26 protein-coding genes and 1 pseudogene are annotated in these 24,406 nt (G+C 67.1%); 15 read left to right on the top strand and 12 right to left on the bottom strand.

The window, feature by feature from the left end; genetic code table 11:
- Window position 1 precedes the first annotated feature (1 nt).
- The 9 genes from ACZ6SF_RS18375 to ACZ6SF_RS18415 all read left to right on the top strand — a co-directional run bounded on the left by ACZ6SF_RS18375 (window position 2) and on the right by ACZ6SF_RS18415 (window position 10,647).
- Window positions 2-991, top strand: a complete 990-nt coding sequence (locus tag ACZ6SF_RS18375) for an FAD binding domain-containing protein (RefSeq protein WP_466063616.1) — start codon at window positions 2-4, stop codon at window positions 989-991.
- Complete coding sequence (locus ACZ6SF_RS18380) at window positions 988-3,198, top strand: xanthine dehydrogenase family protein molybdopterin-binding subunit (RefSeq protein WP_466063348.1); 2,211 nt, start codon at window positions 988-990, stop codon at window positions 3,196-3,198. Before ACZ6SF_RS18375 ends, ACZ6SF_RS18380 begins: the two co-directional genes overlap by 4 nt.
- Window positions 3,199-3,277: 79 nt before the next feature.
- A complete protein-coding gene (locus ACZ6SF_RS18385; protein WP_466063349.1) occupies window positions 3,278-4,483 on the top strand; it encodes an XdhC family protein in 1,206 nt (401 codons plus the stop codon).
- 445 nt (window positions 4,484-4,928) lie between these two features.
- Window positions 4,929-7,676 (top strand): AAA family ATPase, encoded by a 2,748-nt coding sequence (locus tag ACZ6SF_RS18390; RefSeq protein WP_466063350.1) that lies wholly within the window; start codon window positions 4,929-4,931, stop codon window positions 7,674-7,676.
- 107 nt (window positions 7,677-7,783) lie between these two features.
- Window positions 7,784-8,308: a hypothetical protein gene (locus tag ACZ6SF_RS18395; RefSeq protein WP_466063351.1), complete on the top strand. Its 525-nt coding sequence runs from the start codon at window positions 7,784-7,786 to the stop codon at window positions 8,306-8,308.
- A 418-nt stretch (window positions 8,309-8,726) separates the two neighbouring features.
- Window positions 8,727-9,023, top strand: a complete 297-nt coding sequence (locus ACZ6SF_RS18400; protein ID WP_466063352.1) for a WXG100 family type VII secretion target — start codon at window positions 8,727-8,729, stop codon at window positions 9,021-9,023.
- Complete coding sequence (locus ACZ6SF_RS18405; protein ID WP_466063353.1) at window positions 9,016-9,519, top strand: hypothetical protein; 504 nt, start codon at window positions 9,016-9,018, stop codon at window positions 9,517-9,519. The genes ACZ6SF_RS18400 and ACZ6SF_RS18405 overlap by 8 nt, the downstream gene beginning before the upstream one ends.
- A gap of 49 nt (window positions 9,520-9,568) precedes the next feature.
- On the top strand, window positions 9,569-10,309 hold the full coding sequence (locus ACZ6SF_RS18410) for a hypothetical protein (RefSeq protein ID WP_466063354.1): 741 nt from the start codon (window positions 9,569-9,571) through the stop codon (window positions 10,307-10,309).
- A complete protein-coding gene (locus ACZ6SF_RS18415; protein ID WP_466063355.1) occupies window positions 10,306-10,647 on the top strand; it encodes a hypothetical protein in 342 nt (113 codons plus the stop codon). Before ACZ6SF_RS18410 ends, ACZ6SF_RS18415 begins: the two co-directional genes overlap by 4 nt.
- A gap of 213 nt (window positions 10,648-10,860) precedes the next feature.
- Here the strand turns inward: ACZ6SF_RS18415 and ACZ6SF_RS18420 are convergent, their stop codons facing one another.
- The 5 genes from ACZ6SF_RS18420 to ACZ6SF_RS18440 all read right to left on the bottom strand — a co-directional run bounded on the left by ACZ6SF_RS18420 (window position 10,861) and on the right by ACZ6SF_RS18440 (window position 13,522).
- The gene (locus ACZ6SF_RS18420) at window positions 10,861-11,184 is read right to left on the bottom strand and encodes an inorganic diphosphatase (RefSeq protein WP_466063356.1); all 324 of its coding nucleotides are present in this window, start codon (window positions 11,182-11,184) and stop codon (window positions 10,861-10,863) included.
- Window positions 11,185-11,324: 140 nt separating this feature from the next.
- Complete coding sequence (locus ACZ6SF_RS18425; protein ID WP_466063357.1) at window positions 11,325-11,873, bottom strand: hypothetical protein; 549 nt, start codon at window positions 11,871-11,873, stop codon at window positions 11,325-11,327.
- Between the two features lie 181 nt (window positions 11,874-12,054).
- Window positions 12,055-12,459, bottom strand: a complete 405-nt coding sequence (locus ACZ6SF_RS18430; protein ID WP_466063358.1) for a nitroreductase family deazaflavin-dependent oxidoreductase — start codon at window positions 12,457-12,459, stop codon at window positions 12,055-12,057.
- 131 nt (window positions 12,460-12,590) lie between these two features.
- Entirely contained in the window at window positions 12,591-13,013 is a 423-nt protein-coding gene (locus ACZ6SF_RS18435) for a hypothetical protein (RefSeq protein WP_466063359.1), read from the bottom strand.
- 296 nt (window positions 13,014-13,309) lie between these two features.
- Complete coding sequence (locus ACZ6SF_RS18440; protein ID WP_466063360.1) at window positions 13,310-13,522, bottom strand: hypothetical protein; 213 nt, start codon at window positions 13,520-13,522, stop codon at window positions 13,310-13,312.
- Window positions 13,523-13,711: 189 nt separating this feature from the next.
- Between ACZ6SF_RS18440 and ACZ6SF_RS18445 the strand changes: the two genes are divergently transcribed.
- From ACZ6SF_RS18445 to ACZ6SF_RS18455, 3 genes and pseudogenes are all read left to right on the top strand, one after another.
- Window positions 13,712-14,146 (top strand): DUF6188 family protein, encoded by a 435-nt coding sequence (locus tag ACZ6SF_RS18445; protein ID WP_466063361.1) that lies wholly within the window; start codon window positions 13,712-13,714, stop codon window positions 14,144-14,146.
- 158 nt (window positions 14,147-14,304) lie between these two features.
- Window positions 14,305-14,568, top strand: a pseudogene (locus ACZ6SF_RS18450) (SDR family oxidoreductase); the annotation flags it as partial.
- Window positions 14,569-14,752: 184 nt separating this feature from the next.
- Window positions 14,753-15,697, top strand: coding sequence for a DUF3048 domain-containing protein (locus ACZ6SF_RS18455; protein ID WP_466063362.1), 945 nt, complete (start codon window positions 14,753-14,755; stop codon window positions 15,695-15,697).
- Window positions 15,698-15,784: 87 nt separating this feature from the next.
- Here the strand turns inward: ACZ6SF_RS18455 and ACZ6SF_RS18460 are convergent, their stop codons facing one another.
- From ACZ6SF_RS18460 to ACZ6SF_RS18470, 3 genes are all read right to left on the bottom strand, one after another.
- Window positions 15,785-16,243, bottom strand: a complete 459-nt coding sequence (locus ACZ6SF_RS18460; protein WP_466063363.1) for a hypothetical protein — start codon at window positions 16,241-16,243, stop codon at window positions 15,785-15,787.
- 203 nt (window positions 16,244-16,446) lie between these two features.
- The gene (locus ACZ6SF_RS18465) at window positions 16,447-16,902 is read right to left on the bottom strand and encodes a hypothetical protein (RefSeq protein ID WP_466063364.1); all 456 of its coding nucleotides are present in this window, start codon (window positions 16,900-16,902) and stop codon (window positions 16,447-16,449) included.
- Window positions 16,903-17,231: 329 nt separating this feature from the next.
- Window positions 17,232-17,831, bottom strand: a complete 600-nt coding sequence (locus ACZ6SF_RS18470; RefSeq protein ID WP_466063365.1) for a TetR/AcrR family transcriptional regulator — start codon at window positions 17,829-17,831, stop codon at window positions 17,232-17,234.
- A 105-nt stretch (window positions 17,832-17,936) separates the two neighbouring features.
- Between ACZ6SF_RS18470 and ACZ6SF_RS18475 the strand changes: the two genes are divergently transcribed.
- A complete protein-coding gene (locus ACZ6SF_RS18475) occupies window positions 17,937-18,683 on the top strand; it encodes an SDR family NAD(P)-dependent oxidoreductase (protein ID WP_466063366.1) in 747 nt (248 codons plus the stop codon).
- Window positions 18,684-18,729: 46 nt separating this feature from the next.
- Here the strand turns inward: ACZ6SF_RS18475 and ACZ6SF_RS18480 are convergent, their stop codons facing one another.
- The 3 genes from ACZ6SF_RS18480 to ACZ6SF_RS18490 all read right to left on the bottom strand — a co-directional run bounded on the left by ACZ6SF_RS18480 (window position 18,730) and on the right by ACZ6SF_RS18490 (window position 21,271).
- Window positions 18,730-19,338, bottom strand: coding sequence for an SMI1/KNR4 family protein (locus ACZ6SF_RS18480; RefSeq protein WP_466063367.1), 609 nt, complete (start codon window positions 19,336-19,338; stop codon window positions 18,730-18,732).
- A 43-nt stretch (window positions 19,339-19,381) separates the two neighbouring features.
- Complete coding sequence (locus ACZ6SF_RS18485) at window positions 19,382-20,269, bottom strand: hypothetical protein (protein WP_466063368.1); 888 nt, start codon at window positions 20,267-20,269, stop codon at window positions 19,382-19,384.
- A 381-nt stretch (window positions 20,270-20,650) separates the two neighbouring features.
- Window positions 20,651-21,271: an MspA family porin gene (locus tag ACZ6SF_RS18490; protein WP_466063369.1), complete on the bottom strand. Its 621-nt coding sequence runs from the start codon at window positions 21,269-21,271 to the stop codon at window positions 20,651-20,653.
- A 221-nt stretch (window positions 21,272-21,492) separates the two neighbouring features.
- Between ACZ6SF_RS18490 and ACZ6SF_RS18495 the strand changes: the two genes are divergently transcribed.
- Window positions 21,493-22,629: a DUF6183 family protein gene (locus ACZ6SF_RS18495; protein ID WP_466063370.1), complete on the top strand. Its 1,137-nt coding sequence runs from the start codon at window positions 21,493-21,495 to the stop codon at window positions 22,627-22,629.
- A 50-nt stretch (window positions 22,630-22,679) separates the two neighbouring features.
- Here ACZ6SF_RS18495 and ACZ6SF_RS18500 read toward each other — a convergent pair whose 3' ends face one another.
- Entirely contained in the window at window positions 22,680-23,042 is a 363-nt protein-coding gene (locus ACZ6SF_RS18500; protein ID WP_466063371.1) for a hypothetical protein, read from the bottom strand.
- A gap of 239 nt (window positions 23,043-23,281) precedes the next feature.
- On the opposite strand from ACZ6SF_RS18500, the gene ACZ6SF_RS18505 reads away from it, so the two are divergent.
- Window positions 23,282-24,385, top strand: a complete 1,104-nt coding sequence (locus ACZ6SF_RS18505; RefSeq protein WP_466063617.1) for a DUF3558 family protein — start codon at window positions 23,282-23,284, stop codon at window positions 24,383-24,385.
- The last annotated feature ends 21 nt before the right edge of the window (window positions 24,386-24,406 follow it).

The raw sequence follows: 24,406 nt of genomic DNA on the forward strand, positions 1-24,406 counted from the left end.
GGTGCATCCTTTCGAATACGAGGTGGCGGCCGAGACCGGGCGCGCGGTCGCCACGGTGACCGCCGATCCCCGCACCTCCTTCCTGGCGGGCGGGACGACCCAGCTGGATCTCATGAAGGACGGTGTGCTGCGGCCCGCGCGGCTGGTCGACATCACCCGCCTTCCGCTCACCGGTATCACCGCGACCGAGACCACGCTCCGCGTCGGGGCACTGACCACCATGGAGGAACTCGCGGCCGATCCGGTGGTGCGGGAGCGGCTGCCGTTCGTCCGGGAGGCGCTGCTGCTCGGGGCCTCGGTCCAGTTACGCAATACCGCGACCCTCGGCGGCAACCTGCTGCAGCGCACCCGGTGCCGCTATTTCCGCGATCCCACCGTCGCGGCCTGCAACAAACGCGATCCCGGGTCCGGATGCGCCGCGATCGGCGGTATCCAGCGCATGCACGCCGTCCTCGGCGTCAGCGAGCACTGCATCGCCCTGCACGCCTCGGATGTGGCGGTCCCGCTCACGGCGGTGGACGCGGTCGTGCACACCCGGGCCGCCGGCGGTACCCGCGAGATCCCGCTGACCCGGTTCTATCTGCCGCCGCACGACACCCCGCATCGCGAGAACGTGCTGCAGCACGGGGAACTCGTCACCGAGATCGAGATCCCGCTGCTTCCGGCCGGGACGCGGTCGCACTACCTCAAGGTCCGGGACCGGGTGTCCTACGAATTCGCGCTGGTCTCGGCGGGTGTGGCGCTGACGGTCGAGGACGGGGTGATCGAGGACGTGCGGGTGGCGCTGGGCGGGGTGGGGACGGTGCCCTGGCGCGCCTGGGGCGCCGAGGACGCACTGCGCGGCGCCGCCCCGGAACCGGCCGTCTTCGCCGCGGCCGCCGAAGCCGCGATGGAGGGCGCCCGGCCGCTGCGGGGAACGGCGTTCAAACTCGACCTCGCCCCACGCACCCTGATCCGCGCGCTGGAAACCGTCACGGGAGGCGTCCCGTGACCGCCGTCGATGCCCGGACCGTGATCGGCGCGGGCATCGACCGAGTCGACGCCGCCCCGAAGGTGACCGGAGCCGCGCACTATCCCAACGATTTCGCCTATCCCGGGATGGTGCACGCCGCACTGGTCGGCAGCACGATCGCCGCCGGACGGGTGCGGCGTATCGACGCGTCACGCGCGGAGGCCGAACCGGGCGTCCTGGCCGTGATCACCCACCGCACCGCGCCCGCCCTGCGTCGTGCCCCGGACAATCTGCTGGGCTGCTCACCCCCCGCCCCGTTGTGCGACGACCGGATCCTGCACTACGGACAGCATCTCGCGGTGGTGGTGGCCGAAACGCCGGAACAGGCGCGATACGCGGCGCGACTGGTGCGGATCGACTACGAGCCCGGCGAACCGGTGCTGGAGATGGACGACCCGCGCGCCGAGATCCTCGACGACCCGTGGGGCCAGGACACCGACCGCGGGGACGTCGAGGCGGGATTCGCCCGGGCCGACGCCGTCGTGGCGGCCACCTACACCACCCCCGACAACACCAACAACCCGTTGGGCCTGATGGCGACCCTGGCGGTGTGGCAGGGCGATTCGCTCACCGTGCACGACTCCACCCAGTGGCCGCACAATGTGCGGACCTCCCTGGCCGCGATCTTCGAGGTACCCGAGAGCGGGGTCCGGGTGCTCGCTCCCTATGTGGGTGGGGGGTTCGGGGCGGGATTGCGGGTGTGGTCGCATGTGATCCTCACCGCGCTCGCGGCACGGCTGCTCGAACGGCCGGTGAAACTGGTGCTGACCCGTCCCGAGATGTTCACCTCCGTGGGACACCGGCCGCTGAGCGTGCAGCGGATCCGGGTCGGCGCCACCGTCGACGGTGATCTCCTGGCCATCGAACATCACGCCCTCTCGCCGGTCGCGCGGGAGGACGACGACTACGAGGCGGTGTCGTATGGTTCGACCTTCTCCTACGCCTGCCCGAACGTCCGCACCCGCGACCGGCAGGCCCGGCTGAACATCCCCTGCCCGGGGTCGATGCGCGCCCCGGCCGAAGCGCAGGGCAATTTCGCGCTGGAATCGGCGATCGACGAAATCGCCTATGCCGTGGGGAAGGACCCGCTCGATATCCGGCTGCGCAACTACGCCGAGGTACATCCGGTCTCGGGGCTGCCCTGGTCGAGCAAGGCGCTGCGGGAGTGCTACCGGGTGGGCGCCGAACGGTTCGGCTGGGCGCGGCGCGCGCCCGAACCGGGTTCCATGCGCGAGGGCCGGTGGCTCGTCGGCTACGGGGTCGCCGGTGTCTCCTATCCCTTCTACGGGGTGCCCTGCCAGGCCCGCGCCTCGATCCGCCGAGACGGTTCGGCCTATGTGCGCAGCGCCGCCACCGATATCGGCACCGGCACCTACACCGTGATGACCCAGCTGGCCGCCGCGGAACTCGGTCTCGATATCGGCCGGGTCCGTTTCGATCTCGGCGACTCCGATATGCCGTATTCGCCCCAGGCGGGCGGGTCGGGACTCACCGGTGCGCTGGGTAACGCGGTGCGGATCGCCTGCCGGCGGCTGGTGCAGGAATTCCTCGATGTGGTCGCCGACGATCCCGAATCACCGTTGCGCGGAGCCCTACTCGACGATGTGACCGTCACCGACGGCCGGATCCATCGCCCGGCCGACCCCGCCCGCGGCGAGGCCTACGCCGATATCCTCGCCCGCCACGGCCTCGAGGAACTCAGCACCGACGGCCGCAGCACACCCGCGCGCGATACCGAGCTCGGCACGGCGGTGGCGGGCGCGTTCGGCGCGAAATTCGCCGAGGTGCACGTGGACCCCGGGCTGGGATCGCTGCGGGTGACGCGGATGGTGTCGGTGATCGACGGGGGACGGATCCTCAACGAGAAGACCGCCACCAGCCAGATCATCGGCGGCACGGTCGGCGGGATCGGGCAGGCGATGTTCGAGGAGACCCTCACCGACGAACACACCGGACGGATCGCCAACGCGACATTCGGCGACTATCTGGTCCCGGTGAATGCCGATGTGCCCGATATGGACGTGGTCTTCGTCGGCGGTCCCGACCCCGCGAGCGCGCTCGGGACCAAAGGCGTCGGCGAGATCGGGCTGGTCGGGGTGGCCGCGGCCATCGGCAACGCCGTCTATCACGCCACCGGCCGCCGGATCCGCTCACTGCCCATCGTCGTCGACCGGCTCATGCTGTGAACGCCGGGAAGGTGGTGCCGCGGCGGGAGTCCGGCCGGTCGTCCACGGCAGGGTCGCGCGGCGGCCGCGGGAGGTGGCGATGCTCGGACTCGCCCGGGAACTGAACCACTGGTTCGAGACCGGCCGGGATTTCGCGGTGGCGACCGTGGTCGCGGTGCGCGGTAGTGCGCCCCGGGGCCCCGGGGCCGCGCTCGCCGTGGACGACACCGGGACGGTCGTGGGATCGATCTCCGGCGGCTGTGTCGAGGCCGCGGTGTACGAACTGTGCCGGCAGGCGCTGACCGACGGTCACACCGCTTCCGCGCGCTTCGGACCCACCGGCGACGACCCCTTCGCCACCGGACTGACCTGCGGCGGTGCCATCGATGTCCTGGTCACCCCGGTCCGGGCCGCCGCACCGGGTCCGCTGCGAACCGCCGTGGCCGCCGTCCGCGCCGGCGAACCGGTGGCGCTGGCCCTGGTGGTGGACGGCCCAGCGGAGACGACGGGGCATACGCTGGTCGCCGGATCCGACGGTGCGTTCGAGACCACCCTGCCGGGGCCGGACCGGGATATCCGCGCTGTGGCGGCGCGGGCCCGCGCTGCATTGGCCGCGGCGCGTACCGAGCGGGTGGCGACCGGCGACGCGACGCGCGGACGGCTCACCCTGCTGATCGAATCGAGCGCCCCGCCCCCGCGCCTCATCGTGTTCGGGGCGATCGAGGTGGCCGCCGCCCTGTCGCGGCTCGGGAAATTCCTCGGCTACCACGTCACCGTCTGCGATGCGCGACCGGTGTTCGCGACCCCCGCGCGGTTCCCGGACGCCGACGAGGTGATCGCCGATCGGCCGCACCGCTACCTCGAGACCACAGCGGTCGACGACCGGACCGTTCTGTGCGTCCTGACCCACGACCCCGAATTCGATATCCCACTGCTCACCCGCGCACTGGGGCTCCCGGTCGCCTATGTGGGGGTGATGGGGTCGCGGCGGACGCAGACCGAGCGGATCGACCGGTTGCGGGCGGCCGGCGTCACCGCCGCGGAACTGACCCGCCTGCGCGCACCGACCGGCCTGGACCTCGGCGGCCGGACGCCCGAGGAAACCGCGCTCGCCATCGCGGCCGAGTTCGTCGCCGAACGGCACGGCGGGACCGGCCTGCCGCTGGCCTCGACCCACACCCGCATCCACCACGACGCGCCGCCGCAGTTCACCGACGTCGCCCTGGCGGGCACCGGTCATCCGGACGAACCCGACCGGCGGCCGGGAGGGGAGCGGGGAGCCGACCGCTGTCCGGCGCGGTCGTGACAGTCGAGGGCGTCCGGTGCCGGCACCGGTTCCGCTCCTGCCCGGCGCCGATCCATCCGTGAGCCGATCCGCAGTACGAAAGCACCCCCGGGGGCCCGGTCCGCCGCCCGGTTCCCGCCCGCACGACGAGCCGACCTCCGCCGGGCCGGTTACCCTGAATCCATGCCGACAACAGTGCTGGTCGTCGCTGCCCGGCACCATCGGGGAACAATCCGGCCCGGTTCCGGTGCGCCCCGGTCGTGGGCGCGGCCCCGGACGCCGTCGGCGGCGGATCGTCGGCCACCGGACCCATAACAGGCTCCGGCGGCCGTGAGATCCGGGACGCGGCCGAGCCGGCCCGTCCCCGTCCGGCCTCGCCGGTACCGGCAGCTCTTCCGATATGCGTCAGGCGCGCTCCCCGTACGGGAGCCGTTCCGAGTCCGTTCGACAGACCGACGGGAGCACCATGCAGCCGCGTGTTCCGGGACGAGACCGCGAATGCGAACAGCTCGACGAACTGCTGCGCGCGGTGCGCGCCGGCGAGAGCCGCGCCCTCGTGATCCGGGGCGAACCCGGTGTCGGCAAAACCCGGCTGCTCGACTACCTGGTCGAGCACGCGCGGGGGTTCCGGGTCGCGCGGGTGACGAGTATCCAGTCCGAAATGGAACTGGCCTTCGCCGGCCTGCACCAGCTGTGCCTGCCCATGACCGACCGGCTCGGCGAACTGCCCGGCGCCCAGCGCGACGCGGTCGGCGCCGCACTCGGGCTGGGCAGCGGGCACGCCCCGGACAGTTTCCTGGTCGCCCTCGGAGTGCTCGGCCTGCTGTCGGAGGTCGCCCGCGAGCGACCGCTGCTCTGTGTGGTCGACGACGCCCAGTGGCTCGACCGCGCCTCGCTGCAGACCCTGGCGTTCACCGCCCGGCGGCTCGGCGCCGAATCGGTGGCCCTGGTGTTCGCGGTCCGGGCGCAGGACGACGCGGTCGCCGAACCCGCGGAACCCCTGGGCCTGCCCGAACTGCGTCTCGAAGGCCTCGCCGACCCCGACGCGCGCGCCCTGCTGCGCGCCACCATCCCGGGCCCGGTCGACGATCACGTCCTCGACCGGATCGTCGCCGAGACCCGCGGCAACCCGCTCGCGCTGCGCGAACTGCCCAAGACCTCGACCCTCGGCGAACTTGCCGGCGGCTTCGGCCTCCCCGCCGCCCCCGCGATCAAGGCGCGCCTGCGCGACGCCTACCTGCGCCGGACCGCCGATCTCCCGCCCGAAACCCAGCACTTCCTCCTGGTCGCGGCCGCCGACCCGACCGGTGAACCCGCACTGCTGTGGCTCGCCGCCGAACGGTCCGGCGTCGATATCGACGCCGCCGCCCCCGCTGTCGCGGCAGGTCTGGTGGAGTTCGGCGACCGGGTCCGGTTCACCCACCCCATCGCCCGCTCCGCCGTCTACTGGGCCGCCTCACCCGACGACCGCCGCAGCGCCCACCGCGCGCTCGCCGCCGCCACCGATCCGGCCGCCGACCCCGACCGCCATGCCTGGCACGCCGCCTACGGCGCGTCCAACCCCGGCGAAGCCGTCGCCGCCGAACTCGAGCGCTCCGCCCTGCGCGCCCGCATCCGCGGCGGTGTCGCCGCGGCCGCCGCCTTCCTGGCCCGCGCCGTCGAACTGACCCCCGATACCGACCGCCGCCGCACCCGCGCCCTCGCCGCCGCCCAGGCGACCCACGAGGCGGGCGATCCCGATACCGCGCTGAAACTGCTCTCCCTCGCCGAGGCCGGACTCGACGACGACCGCCTGCGCGCCGAAGCCGACCTGGTACGCGCCCGTATCGCCTTCACCACCAACCGCGGCAGCGCCGCTCCCGCCCTGCTGCTCGACGCCGCGAGCCGGCTCGCGCCCCACGATCCCGCCCACGCCCGGGAAACCTATCTGGAGGTCATCGACGCCGCGATCTTCGCCGGCCCCCAGTCCTACGACCGCGGCCAGAACGACGCCGCCCGCGCCGCCCGCGACACCCCCGCCCCGCATCCGCCGCGCCCGTCCGATCTGCTGCTCGACGGCTGGGCCACCCGCATCCTCGACGGCCACAGCGCCGCCGTTCCCGCCCTGCGGACCGCCCTCGGCGCCTACCGCCGTCCCGAACTCCAGCCCGAGGAGGCGTTGCGCCGGCTGTGGCTCACCGCCGCGACCGCCGCCGGCCTGTGGGACCACGACACCCTCTCCGCCCTGAGCATCCGCAACCTCGACCTGGTGCGCCGATCCGGCCTCGCCTCCGCACTACCCCTCGCCCTCACCGTCCGCTGCCTGGTCCACGTCACCGAAGGCGACCTCGCCGACGGCGAAACCGCCGCCGCCGAGATCCGCACCGTCTCCGAAGCCGTCGGCATCCCCGCCCCCCTCTACGCCGACCTCCTCGTCGCCGCCTGGCGCGGCCACGAAACCGAATGCCTCGACCTCGGCCGCCGCGCCGAGGAAGGCGCGCTGCGCCGCGGCGAAGGCGTCGGCCCCGTGGTCAGCAGCTGGGCGTGCGCCCTGCTCTACAACAGCTTCGGCCGCTACGACGAAGCCGCCGAAGCGGCCCAGCAGGCCAACAGGGAATACGTCCAGCTGGAGGTGGGCATCCCCATCTGGTCGCTCGTCGAATACATCGAAGCGGCCGCCCGCACCGGCGCCACCGACGAAGCTCGCGTGGCCCTCACCCGCCTCACCGAGGTCACCACCCCCGCCGGTACCGACTGGGCCACCGGTATCGAAGCCCGCTCCCACGCCCTGCTCGCCACCGGCACCGCCGCCGAAACCCGCTACCTGCAAGCGATCGACAGCCTCTCCCGCACCAGCCTGCGCGGCGAACTGGCCCGCGCCCACCTGGTCTACGGCGAATGGCTACGCCGCGAACGCCGCGGCCATATCGCCCGCGAACACCTCCACACCGCCCACGACCTGTTCACCACCATGGGAATGGGAGGATTCGCGCAGCGGGCCGCCCGCGAACTCGCCGCCACCGGCGAGAACATCCGAAAACCTATCGCGGACAACGGAAACGAACTCACCGCCCAGGAAACCCAGGTGGTGCGGCTGGTGCGGGAAGGTCTCACCAATCCGGAGATCGGGGCCCGGTTGTTCATCAGCCCCCGCACGGTCGAATGGCACCTGCGCAAAATCTTCGCGAAGCTCGGCATCAAGTCCCGCCGCGAGCTTCTCGCCCCGCCCTCGTGATATCCGCGTAGCCCGTAGTTCAATTCCTCGGGCGCGCAATCCGGTTGAGGATCATCGAGCGAATTGATACTCTCCCGCACAGACGCATACCGGCTTGGGGGCTGCAGTTGACGGTGACAATCCGCGTGAAATCCCTCCGACCGTACTGTCATCTCCTGACGGCCGCCCTCGCCGCAACACTCGCGGCGGGCTGCGGCGGAGATTTCGAGGAGCCCCGGGACTGGCGCTCGCTCGACGTGTGCTCACTGGTGGAACCGGTCGAGGTCGCCGAGGTCGACGCCGGCAGATCCGCCGACGACATCACCCAACCGCAGCGATCCGACACCGATACCTCCTCCGTGTGCACCTGGGGGGAGCACCTGAAGATCTCCGTGCAGGATCGCGCCGCCGCAGAAAACGTGTCGCCCGATCACGTCCGCGATATCGAGATCGGCGGTCGACAGGCCGTCGTCGACTATCAGCGAGGCGGCGATTGTGTTGTCCGTCTGACGTTCCGCGACGCGGAGATGGGCATCCATATCGACACGGCCCGGAACAAGACGGACGTCGAACTCGACGACACGTCCCAGGCCAGCTGCGACCTGCAGCTGCCCCTGCTCAACTTGATCGTCGCCCGGGCGGATCTCCCCTGAGGCCGGCCTGTACTCTTCTATATGCCATCAGTGCCACAGATGCGGCGGTACCATATTCCGCGTTGCGCGGATCGAGCTCATCGGTACTCTCGAGGCCATGGTAGATCAAGGGGGAATCCGCATCCTGGCGTTGTTGTTGTGCCAGAGGAGGTTCGGTCCGTGGGGCGATTCGTGGCCGAAATCGCCGGCAACCTACGTTCGGGCTTGGACTCGGCCAGCATGGATGTGGACGCACTTCTCGCGGACGGGTGGACCGGGGACTCTCCGACGAGTTCTTCGGGGGTTGGACCGAACTCCGCGCCGGCGGGCTGAAAATCCTGCAGGCTTTGGACGGAATGGCGCAGCAACTGGGAGTCCAATCGGATACCTATGAGGCCACTGACAACGGCGTATCCCAACAGTTCCCGAGTTTGAACCTGTGAAGTCCGAATTCACCGTCGACCTGGACCGACTCGACGGCATAGCGGTTCGGCTGGCAAATCTCGCGACCTACATCACCGAGCAACTCGACCTCATCGACGACAGAGTGGCGGGCCTCGATGGTGCGTGGGAGGCGATCGCTGCGGCCGCTTACAGGGATGCGCATCAACTGTGGGCGACCGGAGCGCGCGAATTTGCGACCGGGATGACGGAGATGAGTGATGCCGCCCGCGAGGCCCATGATCGGTATACCGGCGCGATCGAGTTCAATCGAAAGTTACTGGGCGATGGGTGACCCGGTAATCAGGGTGGATTGGCGACTGTACTACGAGGCAGCGCAGAAATGTCACGAGCTCGCCGATGACCTTCGCGCTGCCGACAAGCCGGTCCATGACGCCGTCAAAGTCGAATGCGCGGGGATGGCAGGCGACGCTCCTGGCTGCAAGCAGTGGGGAGAGGTATATGACAAGCATGCTCATGCGGTATTGCAAGCCTGCACGAATCTCGCCGATGCATTGACAAACTTCGGTTATCTACTCCGGGCTATTGGGTATAGGCATGGGGTTGCGAACAACAGCCACCCCGACCGGCCCACTATCTTTCAGATGTCCGTGCATGACGTGCAGATCCCGAGCTCCGTCGCTGATAACGGCAACGGTCTGGGCAATGAAGGTGGGATCGCCGAGTTTTTCGATGATCTCGTGAAGAAGGTAACCGACCAGTTCGGTAAACTACCGAACGGCGATATCGACACTGGCCGGTGCCAGTGCTGCATGGGCCACATTCGGTGAACACCAGTTCGTTACCGGTTCTATTGCCCGAATAACCACGATCGCTGACATGTTCATCGGTATGGACGAGCCGGTCACTGCGCAGATGATCGGAGATCATTTCGTGGTCATGAAAAATGCTGCCCAAGGGATTATTGATTCATCTCCTTTCATGGCCTTGTGTGTAGGGAATTACCGAACCTCAACAGTCGACGTCAGCACGACCATAAAAAGCGAAGTCGAACATTTACTATTCGAGATCGGCGTTACGATTGCTGCCGCTGCCGCGATATCTTGGCTCAGTTTCGGTGGCAGTCTCGCAGCTGCGGGAGTCGGTGTCGGCGGCATGGTCGCCCGGACCGTCAAGGCAATACACGATGCGTACGTGCTCAGCAACCTTGCGGAAGTCCTGGGCCTCGCGGTCTTGGCTGATGGTGCGGTCGGTTCAACCAAGGAATTCGATATTCTTCCCGACCTCGGACCCGTCACGGCGCAATTGGCTGCGATCGTATCCAAACCGGCGCTTATCTATGAGGCATCCCCGAAACACGGCCCGAAACAGCGGGGCGACGCCGCACCCGCGCCGACCAATCCGCAGGAAACTCTCGATAACTCTGTGCGGCTGAACGAGAATACTCCCCGGCGGGTGGGGTATGATCCTGCGACCGGAGAGTTCGCAATTTTCGATCTAACCGAACATGAAACGGGTATCTACCATGGACACAGGCGCACGTGGGAAGAGCTTACTCAGGCGCAGCAGAGTGTTTTGATAAAGGCGGGCATTGTCGACAGGAGGGGTAGGCCGCTGTGAAATATGAAGAGTTGTATCCGATCGATCGTGAGGAGGCGCTCGCGATGCTCCAGGCCGGCGACGTACGGAGCGTTTCTCAAGCGATTCTGAGGCTTGCGTTACATGATTCTGATGATCATTGGGTGACGGAAGAGGCTTTGAAACTATTAGATAACCCAGAGGTGGGTATCAGGGTTGTTGCAGCTACGGCGCTTGGACATATTGCTCGAATCCACAAAAGGATCGACGAGCGTGTCGTTCCTGCGTTACAAAAGTTGTTGATCGATCCGGAAACGTCGGGACGTACGCAGGATGCGTTGGATGACATAGAAGTGTTCGCGTTGCGCTCAGCGAAGTAGGAGCGATTCCCGCGACGTCAGGGACGCGGAGATGGGAATCCATATCAACCTGATCGTCGCCCGGGCGGACCTCCTCTGACGCCAGATGCACTGGTCCCGGCCGTCCGGCGCCCCGCCGCGGAAGCCCCCGAGGTGTCCCTATCGTTTTCGTAGAGCGCCATCGGCAGGATCAGTGTCTGATGATGAGGTAGTGCCCGGCGGTCTCTTGGAACTCTACGACGGCGGTGATATCCGCGTCGTCCAGTGCTGTGGCGGGTTGGGAACGACGATGAGTTTGTCGTCATCGTCATGGAGCCGGTGGACGATCGCGATGCAGGTGCCGTGTGCTGAGGTCATCGGTTCGGAATGGCCCAGATAGTAAGCGTCGAGTTCCTCGCCGTCGGGCGCTAGTGTGCCGGGCACGTAGCCGTAGTTGGCAAGGTGGAGAAACCCGCAAGTCGGGTGCGGTTCCGTAGGGTCGGTCGATAGTGAGATCCACGGGTCGGCCGGCGCCAGCTTCAGCGATTCGGACTCCTCGAACGCTGCTGGGCCGGCCATCGTCGCAAGCACCCTGTCCGCATCAGCGGTCCGTCGACGCCACCACAGTCCGGCGACACACCAGGAGCATGCGAACGACGGGGTAAGAAGTCGTATCGAGCCTGGCTGACGTGGGGCCGGGTTCCCACGAAGACAACGGGCTACCTGACGATCTCGATACCGGGTACGGCCCGCTCCAGTGCCGTGCGGTACTCCTGCAATGTCGGCGAGGTGTAAACCGTGGGTTCACCTTTGAACCACATGATGGAGGGGCAGGTGTAGTGGGCGGCGTCGACGGTCACCTCGGCTACCTGCTCCGCCGATCGAGCTTCGAAAATCGTCACCTTCGCGCTGGAGCGTAAAACCTTCGCCGTCTCACCCTCATCGAAGGTGCAGGTCCCGACACTCTCGTGGTCTTCCCCGTGTTCGGCGCAGGCGACCAGTTGCACCTGCTTCGGGTCGCCGATGGGCTCCAGATCCGCATCGCTCGAAGAGAAACCGGTCCAACTGTTGGATGACGACGGGTGTTCGACACTCGCGTTCTCGATGATCACCAGTGGATTCCGGCCGCCCTCGTAGGCCGCCGCGTCGGGGAAGGACGTCCGCTTCGGGCCCAGGAAATCACCACCGGTACAGAGCGCGTCGAAGTCGCTCGTCTCACCGATCGGAGTCGTGCTGGCCTGCACTCCTCCACATGCCACCAGTGCCACCGATGAACCGACGACAAATGACAGCAGCGCAATCCGACCAACGGGCATTCCCCACCCACCCCATCCATACTCCGAAATTCGCTCCCTGCGGTACCGGTGGAGTGTATGTCACCGGACTGCAACCGATTCCGGAATCCCGGCACAACTTCGCGGGTGGGGTCGCGTCGGACGCACTGCCGTCCTAGGAAGCCGGCTTCTCGAGCTCCCGGACGATCTCGACACCGAGGAAGTCCGGAGCATTGATGACCCGGCGCAGCATGAACCGGATGAACAGCGGCATCCCCCGGGCCGATTCATCCCGGTAGAGGTGCGGCGAACCGACGAGATAGCGCCGCCGTCGCGTCTCCAGTTCACAGCCGCCGGCGGCGAGCACGTTCTTCACCCAATCCGATTCGGTCCCGTAGGTCAGGGCGATCACGAAACCGTTGTCCCGGCGAAACACCCACAGCGGCGTCCGGAAGACCCGGCCCGACTTCCGCCCTCGATGCACGATGACCGCCCACCCCGGAGCCCAGGGCGCGATGAACCGGGTGACCTTGTTGAGCCCGCTGCGGTTGGCGCGGGCGACCCATCGCGGTGTGGGCATCGCTGACTCCTGGCTGTTCGAAGTGACATTGGGTGGATCGGGAGATTCTGAAGGTGAGGTCAAGCGGCTCGATATCTACCAGCTCGACTGATGTCGATGCGGTAGCGGCCCTCTGGCTCCGGCGGCTTACCTCACTGCGGTTGATCGGCCACCGTGTCCACCTCCTGAAGCAGCCCCCATGAGAATCTCAGGAAGAGGTGTCTACCGGTCCTCCGGTCTCGAACGGTGTAGCTGTTGTAGGTGCCCCAGGAATCGACCTCTCGGACGTCAGCGAACTTCTCGCTCGTGTGGATTTCGAGAAACTTCCACGGGACAACCTCCTCGTCGGCACCCTCGAGGTCGACGAACTCGACTCTCTTCATGAAGGGGAGGTCGTCCAGCTCCAACCGGAGCGCGAATTCTTCCCATAGCGGGAGCCGATACAGAAGAATTTCGGATTCGGGACCGCGGGTCTCGTTCATCAGGGCCTCATGCAGAATCGGCTTCAGTGCGTGCGCCGATCCACCTTTGCCCGGCATGATCTGCTTCGATATCGAATCGGCGCTTGCGAGCATGTGTCCGGTCGTACTGTTCAGGCGCGACAGGGCGGAATCCAGGATAGGTCGAGGCGGTTGCATCGTCTTCAACAGATAGAGTTGGAAGTCGATCGAACCCAACTTGTCCGATGTCATGATCCAGTGACTCCGTTGAGCCCGCTGCCGTTGGCGCGGGCGCCCATCGCGGTGCCGGCACGGTCGCTCCTCGTATGCACCTCGCTACTATTGCCGCCCTCACGCCGGGGCCAGGTGGCGGGATCTCCATCGACAGCGGCAGCCTACTCTGCTGTCCGCCTGTCTCGGTCGCCGTCGTCCTACCCGTTCGTGCAGTGATCCCGGTCGACCACGTAGTCGCGGACCACGAACTTATCGGGGTGGTCGGAAAAGCCGGTACGAATACGGAGCCGGGTCACGGCGGATCGCGCTTCCTCTGCCGACGCGTACACCCCGATGCGTTTCACCTCCTCCACGGCATGGTGACGGTAGACGTGCTCGACCAAGAAGGCCGATTCCTCTGGATTGCCCATGTTCATGCACCCGCCTTGAAGAAACCTTCGGTCCAATGGTCTCGCCCGATCGTGTACCTCTCGATATGGAAGTCGTCGGGACGATCACGAAAACCCGGCAGGTGCTTCGCGTGCTCCCCGGAGGCGTGGCATCGGAGGACAGCATCGGGAACATCTTCGACCACGAAGAGCCGGAGTGAGGACCTTCTCATGAGCAAAGTCATTCGAGAGTACGAGGATCGATGGGTACTGCCGCTGCGCGGGAGTCATGTGATCGATATTGCGGTGAGGGGTGGCGACCTCACACTCCGAGTGGATTCGGGGATCGAAATCCGAGTGGGAATGGACGCTGAACTGACCCGCGGATCGATCGCTCGCAAGGACGGACAGTTGCGGCCATTGGAAGGAATGGACTTCGAACTTGTCCGGCAAGCTCTCGCAAGTGAGATCCTGTCGTGCGTGGTCGGAAAGTCCGGTGCTCTGCGTATTGTCTTTCGCAGCGGATGGAAGCTGGTTGTTGCCGCCGACCGAGGCGGCGTCGGGACCTCCATCATCGAAGGGACGATCCCGTTGTGGACCCGCAGCAGCGGTCTGTCGTCAGCACTCGGCTACCTGGTGCGTGATATGAACGAAGGTCGGCAGTGACGAGCCCTCGGCCCGGGGTTTCCCGCCTGTCACCTCATCGGTGTGTTATCCGACCGCAATCCGGTGAGATCCGATCGACGCCGAACAGATGAGCGTGCGCAACAACGGAATCCTCCGCCGCGCTCGGGCGCGGTAGGGCGCTCCCGGCCACCGGGAAAGTCGAAGACTTCACAGCCGGACAACTCGACCGCGCTCTCGACGTGAACTTGCGGGCACCCATGCTGATGACCCGGCAACTGCTGCCGGGGATGCTGGACCGCGGGCGTGGGCACTTCGTTTATGTTTCGTCGATCGGCGGCAAGCTCACGATGGCCCGAACCTCCATCTACGCGGCCACCAAATACGGTCTGCGCGGATTCTGTGCGGCGCTTCGCCAGGATCTATACGGATCGGGGAGTTCGCGGGTGTGGCGCCACAGCTGACAGCACGTCTCGGACGAAGAAAGGAGGTCGTCGCGTGGGGTGATCAGATGGCCGAAGGTCTCCGTCAACTCCGCTGAGAACATCATCCGGGCGTGCACGGCTTGCACTGTCGCAGGACCGTATCGGCCCCACGCCTGCCGTGCAGCGTGCGGCGTAGACTCGGGTGCGTTCGGAAGTTACCCCTATGCAGCGGCGATGGTGGTTGTGGATTGCGGCGTTCCTGACGACACTGGGGATGTGCGCGGTACTCGCGTGCAGTAGCGGCACCCGACCCGAGCGCGCTTCACCCGGTGAGGACACACCCTCCCGGGCGGGGGTACCCGTACTGGTCGCGAAAGTGGACAACAGTCCGCAGGCACGGCCACCGGTCGGGCTGGCAGCCGCCGATGTGGTCTACGTCGAGCCGGTCGAGGGTGGTTTGAGCCGGTTGGCCGCGGTGTTCTCGGCCGATAAACCGCCGGTGATCGGACCTGTCCGCAGCGCGCGGGAGACGGATCTGACGCTGTTGGATCAGTTCGGCAACCCGACATTGGCATCCTCCGGTGCCGCACCCGAGCTGACTGCCTCCGTCGACCGGTCGCCGCTCCAGAACGCCTCGGCCGAGCGGCAACCCGCGGCGTACTTCCGCGACTACGACCGCGCCGCTCCGCACAACCTGTTCGTCCAGTCCGATCAGCTGCCCGAAGGCGGCGGCTGGCCGCAGGCTACGCAGCTGCCGTTCGGTCCCACGCCTGCCGGTGGCCGGCCCACACAATACGAGGAGGCGCGGTACCAGGACGCGGTGTTCGGTTTCGACTGGTCACCCGAGAACCAGCGGTGGCTGGTGTCCATGGACGGTGCCGCCTATACCGTCGCCGATACCGGACAGGCTATGGCGAGTACGGTCGTGCTGCAGAGTGTGCAGGTAAGCGATTCGGCCGTCAGCGATGTCGCGGGCAGCGTCTCACCCCTGGTCCAGACGACCGGTAGCGGTGACGCGGTCGTATTGCGCGACGGTCGAGCGTTTCCGGCCGTGTGGTCCCGGCCCTCCCCGGAGTCGGGCACAACGTATACAACCCCTACCGGTACAGCCATCCCCTTCGCGCCTGGGCAGGTCTGGACGGTCCTGGTTCCGGCGCACCTCTGGTAACCGGGACCAGAGGGCTTCCAGATGCCGTCATCGTGAACGGGAAGCAAGGGGCCGATCGCGCGACGAATCGGCCCCAGGGGGTGCTTCCTACTTGTTGAGGGTGATCCAGGCCATGCCCGAGAGCTGTTCCAGCTCAGGGTGCTGAGGGTAGTGGTCGGCGGTGGCGACCAGGGTGGCCTCCACCCGCCCCGGTCCGGGGCCCATGCCGATACCGGTGATCACATTTCCGGGCGCGTACTCGAGGACGCCGTCGGCGAGGACCTTGTGGGACTGGCCGCCCGTGGCGCCGGTGTCGAGATTCTTCCACCGGATCGCCACCCGGTAGGGCCGGCACCCTGTCCCGACCTGGGTGATGTCCACTTTCACCCCGAGATGTCCCACCCCGGGCTGCGGAACCGTTTCGGCGTTGATGATGGCCGAGCAACCCGACCCCGGCACCCGGGCGAGGGTGGGGTTGAACTGCGTGACCTGATCGGACGGCACCGCGGCCGCTGGACTACTGAAACCGACGAGCGCGGCAACGGCCGCCGCGGCAGCCACCCCCACCTGAAGCGAAACCTGTTTTCCACAAGCGCTTTTCAGACTCATATCCGGCATATCGGCGGCCGCCGGGGCGTCGTTAGTCACTGATCGGTCTCGATGCGGGACAAGCCCGCCGGGAAATCCGGGAGTCCGGCAGGCAGTGCGATCGGGTCCGCTTCCGCCGGTAGCGCGCCTTCGTGTTGGGCGCGGGGGACGCGGATCCGGATTCAGCAGTCGGTGCGCACGAAGATCCGGCGCGTGTCACCGCCTCCGTCGTGGATGACGACGTAGCGGCGTGGATCGCGGTATTCGTCGATCGAGTGTTCGTTTCCCGTATCGGCCGACAGGACATCGGCCATTCCACTGTCGTGCCAGTAGGACGGCCATGACGGAGGAACTCCGGGCTCGAACCGGGCGAATCCGGAAAGCCGCGAGAATTCACCGACCGAGTCTGCGGGAATATCGACGACTGCCGCCGAGGTTGCCTCGCGAAAGGCGCTGTCGGTCCACGACCACAGGGCATCCATCTCCTCGGGGAAGACAATGCCTGCGCATTCGACCAGGCTACGAGCGTCTTCCTCGTCGGAGGAGCACCCGGCGAGAGTCGATACGGTGATACATGCCGCTGTGCCGATGCCGACCGCTCTCCGAATACTTCTGTGCGTCACAGATTTCCGATCCATTGTTCGAGCCTCGGCGCTTCACCGTGGACACGGAAACTCCGGGCCCATCCGAATTCTTCGAGTTCCCGCATCTCGTTGTTGACATTCGTTCCGACATTCAATCTGAACGTGTCCTGCTTCTTGTGGTCGAAGTTGTAGAACTCGTAGATGTAGATACGGTAGATGATCTCTGCTCGAAGTCCGCCGTCTACTGCCTCCTCCCGCGCCTTCGCGCCGGCTGCCGTAGGGGGTCTAAATAGAGCGGGCGTCGTTGGTGCGAACGGGAATTCGAGACGGTGCCAGAACCTCGATCGGCTTCGGATCCGAGACAGCGTGAACGGTTCGTGGTTTCAGTCGCCGGGGTGGTCCGGCAGGAGCTGGGCCGCGAGTGATCGTGCGGTGGCCGTGAGTGTGGCCGTGTCCAACCCGGTGCGGCTCATGAACACGATCCCTTGCTGCGCGGCCAGCAGGGCCCGCGCCAGTGCGATCGGGTCCGCTTCGGCCGGTAGGTCGCCTTCGCGTTGAGCCCGGGCGACGCAGTCGACGATCAGCGCGGTGGAGGTCTCGTAGGTGCGGTGGGCGTGGGCGAGGACTTCCGGATCGGCGGTGCCGAGTTCGCAGGTGCTGTTGGCCATGAGGCAGCCTCGCCGGGTATCGGCGCCGGTCGGGTCGGTGATCGGCGCCTCGAGGAGCATGCGGAGTGCGTCCAGGGCCCGTGGCTCCTCGGTGAGGGCTTTCCGGAGCCGGTCGTGGTTGTCGTCGGTGTAGCCGCGCAGTGTCCGCAGGAAGAGTTGGCGCTTGTCGCCGAACGCCGCGTAGAGGCTGCCTTTGCCCAGCCCGCTGACCCGCGTCAGGTCGTCGAGTGAGGTCGCGGCGTAACCGGCGTTCCAGAACTGCTCCCGGACCGAGTCGAGTACCTGCTTCTCGTCGAACGCGCGGGGACGGGCCATACCGATCACGATACGGGTTATTGACCGAATGGTCCAGAACTGCTTATTGTGGACCGGACGGTCAATAACTCCGTTGCATGTCATACCGAGGGAAGTGGGAAGCGCATGGGAAAGCTGGATGGCAAGGTGGCGATCGTGACCGGCGGATCGCGGGGGATCGGGGCGGCGTCGGCGCTGGCGCTGGCCGACGAGGGAGCCGATGTCGCTATCGGCTACTCGTCCTCGGCCGATCGAGCCGAGGCGGTGGTCGCCGAGCTGGAAGCAAAGGGAGTGCGCGCGGCGGCCTTCCGGGCCGACCAGGCGGACGCGGCGCAGGCGGCGGGTCTGATCCACGATGTCGTCCGGCGGTTCGGAAGGCTGGACATCCTGGTCAACAATGCGGGCGTCACCGTGCCCGGCCCGATCGACAGCGAACTCGCCGACGAGTCCGCGCTGGACCGCCAGCTCGCCATCAACTACACCGGTGTGGTGGCCGCGATCCGGGCGGCGTCCCCGCTGCTGCCCGAGGGCGGGCGGATCATCGGTATCAGCTCGGGTGTGGGAACGCGGGTGGGTTTCCCCGGTATGGCCGACTACGCGGGCACCAAATCTGCCCTCGAGGGCTACAGCCGTGGCGCGGCCCGCGATCTGGCCCACCGGGGTATCACGGTGAATATCGTCCAGTCCGGATTCGTCGACACCGAGATGAATCCCGCCGACAGCCCGGCCGCATCCATGTTCCTTCCGACGACGGCGATGGGCCGGTACGGCAGGCCGGAGGAGATCGCGGCAGGCGTTGTCTTCCTCGCGAGCCCGCAGGCCTCCTACGTCACCGGTGCGGTGTTGAGGATCGACGGAGGATACGGCGCATAGCGCGACCGCGCGGCCGGCGGCGGGCCGATATCGGAGTCGGCCCGGTTCACATCTGGTTCAAGGTGTCGATCTCCGATTGGATGAACGCTTTGAGATCGTCGTATCTGGTGAAATCTCCGTGGGCGAATTCGTAGACCGGCATGCTCGCGGTCTCGGGAGTGGGGGCGGCTTCGACGGTGATGAAGTCCGTGCCCGCCCGGGTTCCGCCGATAACGATCAAGCGGTCGAACGAGTCCACGCCGACCATATCGGGGGTGAATTCCGCGTTCTCCAGGAACACCCGGAGGTTCCCGGCGGGGATCGAGTCCGGCGCGATCTCGTCGAGCGGGAAGAAGTCGGTACCGCCGGAGAACGCCTTCCAGCCGTTCACATGGCGGAGCCACTCGGTGTACTGCTGATCGAAGTTCACTCCGAGGCGTTGTTCGGCGGCATGGATCGCCGCGTCGGACGCGGGCGGCTCGGGACCGGTCACCATCCAGGAGTCGTCGATCCCGTCCTTCTTCTCTTTCTCGTACCAGGCCCGCTGCGCGTTGGTGAGCTGGGTGATCGCGGTCCGATACCAATCGTCGGCAGCGGGCTGCGGTTCCGGGCCGGTGGTGGTGCAGGCAGTCGCGATCGCCGCGGCGAGCAGCAGGGACACTCGCAACACATTCATGAGGTGCCTCCAGCGCGGATAGGACGTGCTTCGGTCGTTCATGCTAGGCCCCGTATGCGGGTGGTGCGGACAGTCCATACGGTGTGGCTGCGGGGATGCATCGTCCGGCCGTCCACTCGCCGGGAACGAAGGCGATGGCGCGATATCCGTGGGGGTAGGCGCCGGCTTGTCCACCGATCGAGGCGTTGAGACTGCTGTCCAGCGCCTCCCATCTGTAGGGCGTGGGACTACCGGGAAGCGGGCCGCTCCAGGTGGTGTCGGGGACGTGCCCCGCGGCGGCACCGTTCGGGAATTGATACGGATCGTTCGGGTACTTTCCCGGGTTGGCGTTCCGTTCCTGTTCCGCGGCCTGGCTTGCTCTGCGTCGCAAGGCCTTGTCCACCGGAATCCGGATCGCGGGATAGCCCTGCGACCGGATGTAGTCGTTGACCCCGACGATGTACCTGTCGCGCTGCTGGGTCAACGGCGGAGTGACGGGCTCACCGGCCTTGTAGCAGACCGCCACCAGGCCCTCGCAGTCCTTCGACCTGTTCTTCCCGCCTTGGCAGTCGGCACGGTTGTTGCGCTCCTGGAAGCGTTTTCGATACAGCCGGTACCACTCGTCGCGGACCTCGTTCCACACCTGCTGCTTGATCTGATCCTTGGAACCGAAATCGCATTTGTTCAACCCGTTCGTGCGGTCGATCACCCGGCGGACGAACGGATCGTTCGGATTCTCTATTTCGAGGGGGCCGATGATCTCGATAACGACGTCGTGAACGTCTTCGCTGCTGAGGACTCGGATTCCTCCGGCGCAGGCCGGGTTGAGGTAGGGCTCGATCAGCTCGCGCGGATTCGGCGGTACCGGGTCCGAACCCGACGAGCACGGCGGACGGGGAGGGTTTCCCGGCAACGCCGGCGGAACATAGCCGGGCACCGGGATGATGGCCACACACGGATCCGGTGGCGGAGTCGGCGGTGGCGGGGTGAGTGCGGCGGCCGGTGGTGGCGGCGCTGTCGCCGATGGTGGAATGCTGGGCGTCGGCACCGATTGTGGCACCGCAGGCGGTGTGACGGGAGGGGCGCTCGGGAGGGTGGGTTCCTCGATCTCCGGGAAGTTGCCCCAGCAGGGCCAGCCCGGATGCATCTCCTGCCATTGGGGGCACGGCACGTAGGGGTTGATCGGCTTCGCTGTGGCGGACGGTTTCTCACCGACCCCGGCGCTCGTCACAGTGATGACCGACGCTGCCGCGACAGTGGCCACCACTACCGCGCACCAGCGGCCGAAGCGGCCCACGGAACCCGGAGTCCTCGCAGCAGACATCGGCGCGTCTCACAGGTAGATCGGGTCGCCGTACACGGCCAGCGAATTATCCGCGGTCGGCGTCGATATCCTGACCTGCGCGTACGATCGCAAACTGACCGGACCCAGGCAACCGTCGATCTTGATATGCACCTGATCGGAGGTGATCGACGCATGACGTCCGGTCAGCGGCTTACTCCCGAACGGGATATCGGTGATCGTGCCCGGCTTCAGGTAAACCGTCGGGGAGACTGTCGCACTGGCCCCTACCCCGGTGGTCACGCCGATCGAGATACTCGGGCCGATCGCCACTCCGATCGCGGCACCGCTGGTCACGTCGACCTGGCAGCCGATCTGGTAGCCGAGGCTCACCGAGCCGGTGTTGACCGGAGCATTTCCCGCACCGTCGATATCGGCGGCGGCCTCGAGGCTGACGAAACCTTCCCGCGTGAACGGGGTCGCTGCCAGATTCGGATACCGGTCCAGGTTCTCACCGGATTTCGTGATCCGCATCTGCCAGCCGTCATCGGTCGTGATCTCGCGTGATTTGTCCGCCAGTGGCTCCGCCGATGCGGCACCGCCGGACACGGCGCCCATCGCGGCGACAGCGAGGAAACCCAGGATCGACGTGGTCAGCGACCGCAAGCGCATAGCATCCCCAAGACTAGATCTACCCAGCCCCCGACAGGCGAATTCGGCTGCGATGCAGTCGGATTCCCCCGCTTAAAGACCGGCCCCTTCTCCGGCGGAGACGCTATCACAGCCTCGGATGCCCTGCACCGCAAGCGCACCCGGTGGGGTCACTGAGCCCAGCCGCTGCTGCGCTGAATCGGCGCCGGTGCGGGGCCGTCGATGGGAATACGCTCGGTGGTGTGGACGACCGGATAGCGAAGATCGTGGTGGGGTTGGCGGACGTCGAGAATGTCCAGAGCATCTGGAAGCTGGCCGACGACGCTCTGGGTAGCGGAGACGCCGCATTCGTCGCGGATCTCGGGATCGCGCTGGCGCGCCGCTACGATGCCGAGTCGGACCGGATGTGGCAGTACCGCAGCGTGTTCGCTCATATTCTGCGGCTACTCGCCTGCACCCGCGGTTCGGAGAACGTCACCCAGGTGCTGCGGCTGCTCGCGGCCGTGGACGATCGCCGGCGGCATCGGTACGCGGCGTCGTTGCTCGCCTCCGGGCAGGCGCCCGCGGATCTCGCCGGAGTATTCGCCGGGGGGAGTGCGCACGCCGGCGCGTCGGAGGAACTGCGTTCCTGCCTGGTTCACGAGATGCTCCTCCGCGGGGTGGATGTGGCGGCGGCAGGGGCGGTCGCGACGTGGGCGGTATCGCCGCATCGCGGTCATCATCCACTGGCCTGGCTGCCGCTGACGCTGTCCCGGTTCGAGCGGAATCCCTCGCTTCCGAACTACAGCGCACACGGCAGCAGTCATTCGATGCCGTTCGGTCCCTCGCCGGGCAGCCGTGAGCCGATCCCTGCCGGTGGCCTGGTCCCGACGGCGCTCGAGACGACAACACCGACGCGCGCCGAGGCTGTCACGGCGGCAGTGGCGAATTGGGTCGAGGAGTCCAACGGGCGTGTGGAGGCGCGAACTTTCGAATTCGCGGAGCCCGTAGTACCCCAGACGATTACGGCCACGGTGGCGAGCCTGGGATTGGCATGTCTGGAGGGCGCGGGCGGCAAGGCGGGTTTCGAGGTCACGGCCTGTTCGCCGGTGGAGGTATGGCGGATCCTCTTCGCCGCCGCGTCCACCGGGGGCGCGTACAACTCCGGCCGGTACGCCGCCTATGGGCGACTCGACGCCTGGCGCTCCCTCGCCGGGTTGGCGGGATGTCCGGCCGACGCGGACGCAGCGGCGGTCGAGGCACTCGTCCTGGACTGCGCCTGGTTCGAACTGCATGCGTCGACAGAGTGGTTCGAGCAGGTGGCGTGGGATTTCGGGGTGGTCGCGCTGAGCCCCGACGGACGGGGTATGGCCGTGCTGGCGGCCACGGATACCGATTGACGGCGCCGTGACCGCCCGCACCGCCCGGAGAAGCTATCGGGAAGCGGGTATCACTGGTCGCGCAGACTGCGTTCGTAGTCGGTTTCGGCGCTCGCCTGCCACAGGATGGGGTGGGCGCCGGGGCCGCAGTCCTCGCTCCAGGCGGTGGTCGATTCGGGCCGGATACGTTCCCCGGCCCGGTAGAGAATGCGCAGGTTGGTGCACAATCCGATCACGCCGGCGGTGGCCGCGCCCACATCGGTGTTGGTGCACTGGATATCGAGCCGGCTGCCTACCGGGACAGCGGTGCAGAACGCGTCACCGGCCGGTACCGCTGCCGCGGATCCCGCGCCGAGCGTCGACGAGACCGCGACGATCGCGAGACCTGAGATCACCGCGCCGGCCAACGGTCGGGCAGTCGTACGAATTGTCATAGGAATTCCCCCTCTTATTCTGTGCTGCAGATGAATTCGCAACACACTACGCATAACGCGACGATTCGGCACCCGGTGATCCCGCCGGTTGCCCGAAGGGCGCGGGTACGGCTGTCCCTCGTGTACCGTGCGGAGGTCGGATCGGGCTGCGCGGTCCGTTCTCTGCAGGGGGTGTCATGGGGGTCGGGCGTGGGAGTCGGACTGCGTTTCCGCTCGTTGTGTTGTGCGCGTTGCTGTGGGTGACGGGCTGTTCGTACGGACCCGATGAGCCGGAGTACCGGCCCGGCTTCTCGTCGTTACCCGCGACCTGTTCCGAGGCGATGGAGCCGCTGGCGCCGGCCGTCCGTGAGTTCGCGGGGGATCTGCACGATTCACCCGCCGGTATAGAAGACGACGACCGCCGAGCGAACTCCTACAGTCAGGATCTGTACTGCGGAGCGAAATACGCGGAGATGGTCCCCGCGGCGCCGCTGGGGTCGGCGCGGATGCCGGTGACCCGCAGTTTCAGTATCTCCTACGGGATTTCGATGCTGCCGCAGTACGCGGATGCCACCACGAGCGCTCTGCGGGACATGGACACCGGCGACGACAGCGCGCACCCGGTCGACCTGCCGGGGCTCGGCGAGGACGCCGTCACCTGGGAGAACTCCCGTGGCGAGGGTGACGTGGAGGTCGCTGTCCGCTTCCGGATCGGCAATCTGCTCGTCGCGGTACGCACGTCCGGACTGGACTGGCCCGCGGCCCGGGTGATGCCGGTCGGCGATTCGCCGGAACTCCGCGAAGACCTCCGGACCGGTGCGAAGGCCATCGCCGCGGCTGCCGCCCGGCACGCCGGCACGGACCTGCCGACCACCGAGCTCACCTGGCCGTCCGGTATGCCGACCGCCGACTCCGAGACCTCGACGACCACCACAGCGCCCCGCGGCGCTTCGTGGGATCCGTGCGGTATCCGGGAAAGCGATATCGCCGCCGCCGGGTTGGTGCCCGGTAGCAAGAAGTCGGAAGGCACTCCGGAAAGCCCGTCCTGTGAATGGAGCGGAGGATGGTTCGATATCCGGATTTCCCTCCCCGACCTCTCCTTCGAATACGAACTGTTCCGGACCGAGACATACGCGCGGCCGGAACGCGTGACCCCGCGCGGGCGCCCGGCGCTCATGGTCGTCTGGGCGGAGAGCGAGTACTTCTGCGATGTCGCGTTCGAGCTGCCCGGCGATGAGCACCGCGAACCGGGGCTGGTCCTGGTGGAAGCCACGGCGAACGAGGAGGGGAGGCTTCCCGCGCTGTGTGGCGAACTCACGAAGGTCACCGAGGCGGTGGCGGGAGCCATCCCGGCCGGCCGATAACAGGCCGGCCGGTCGGGCGCG

This window comes from Nocardia sp. NPDC049935 (assembly GCF_055586645.1).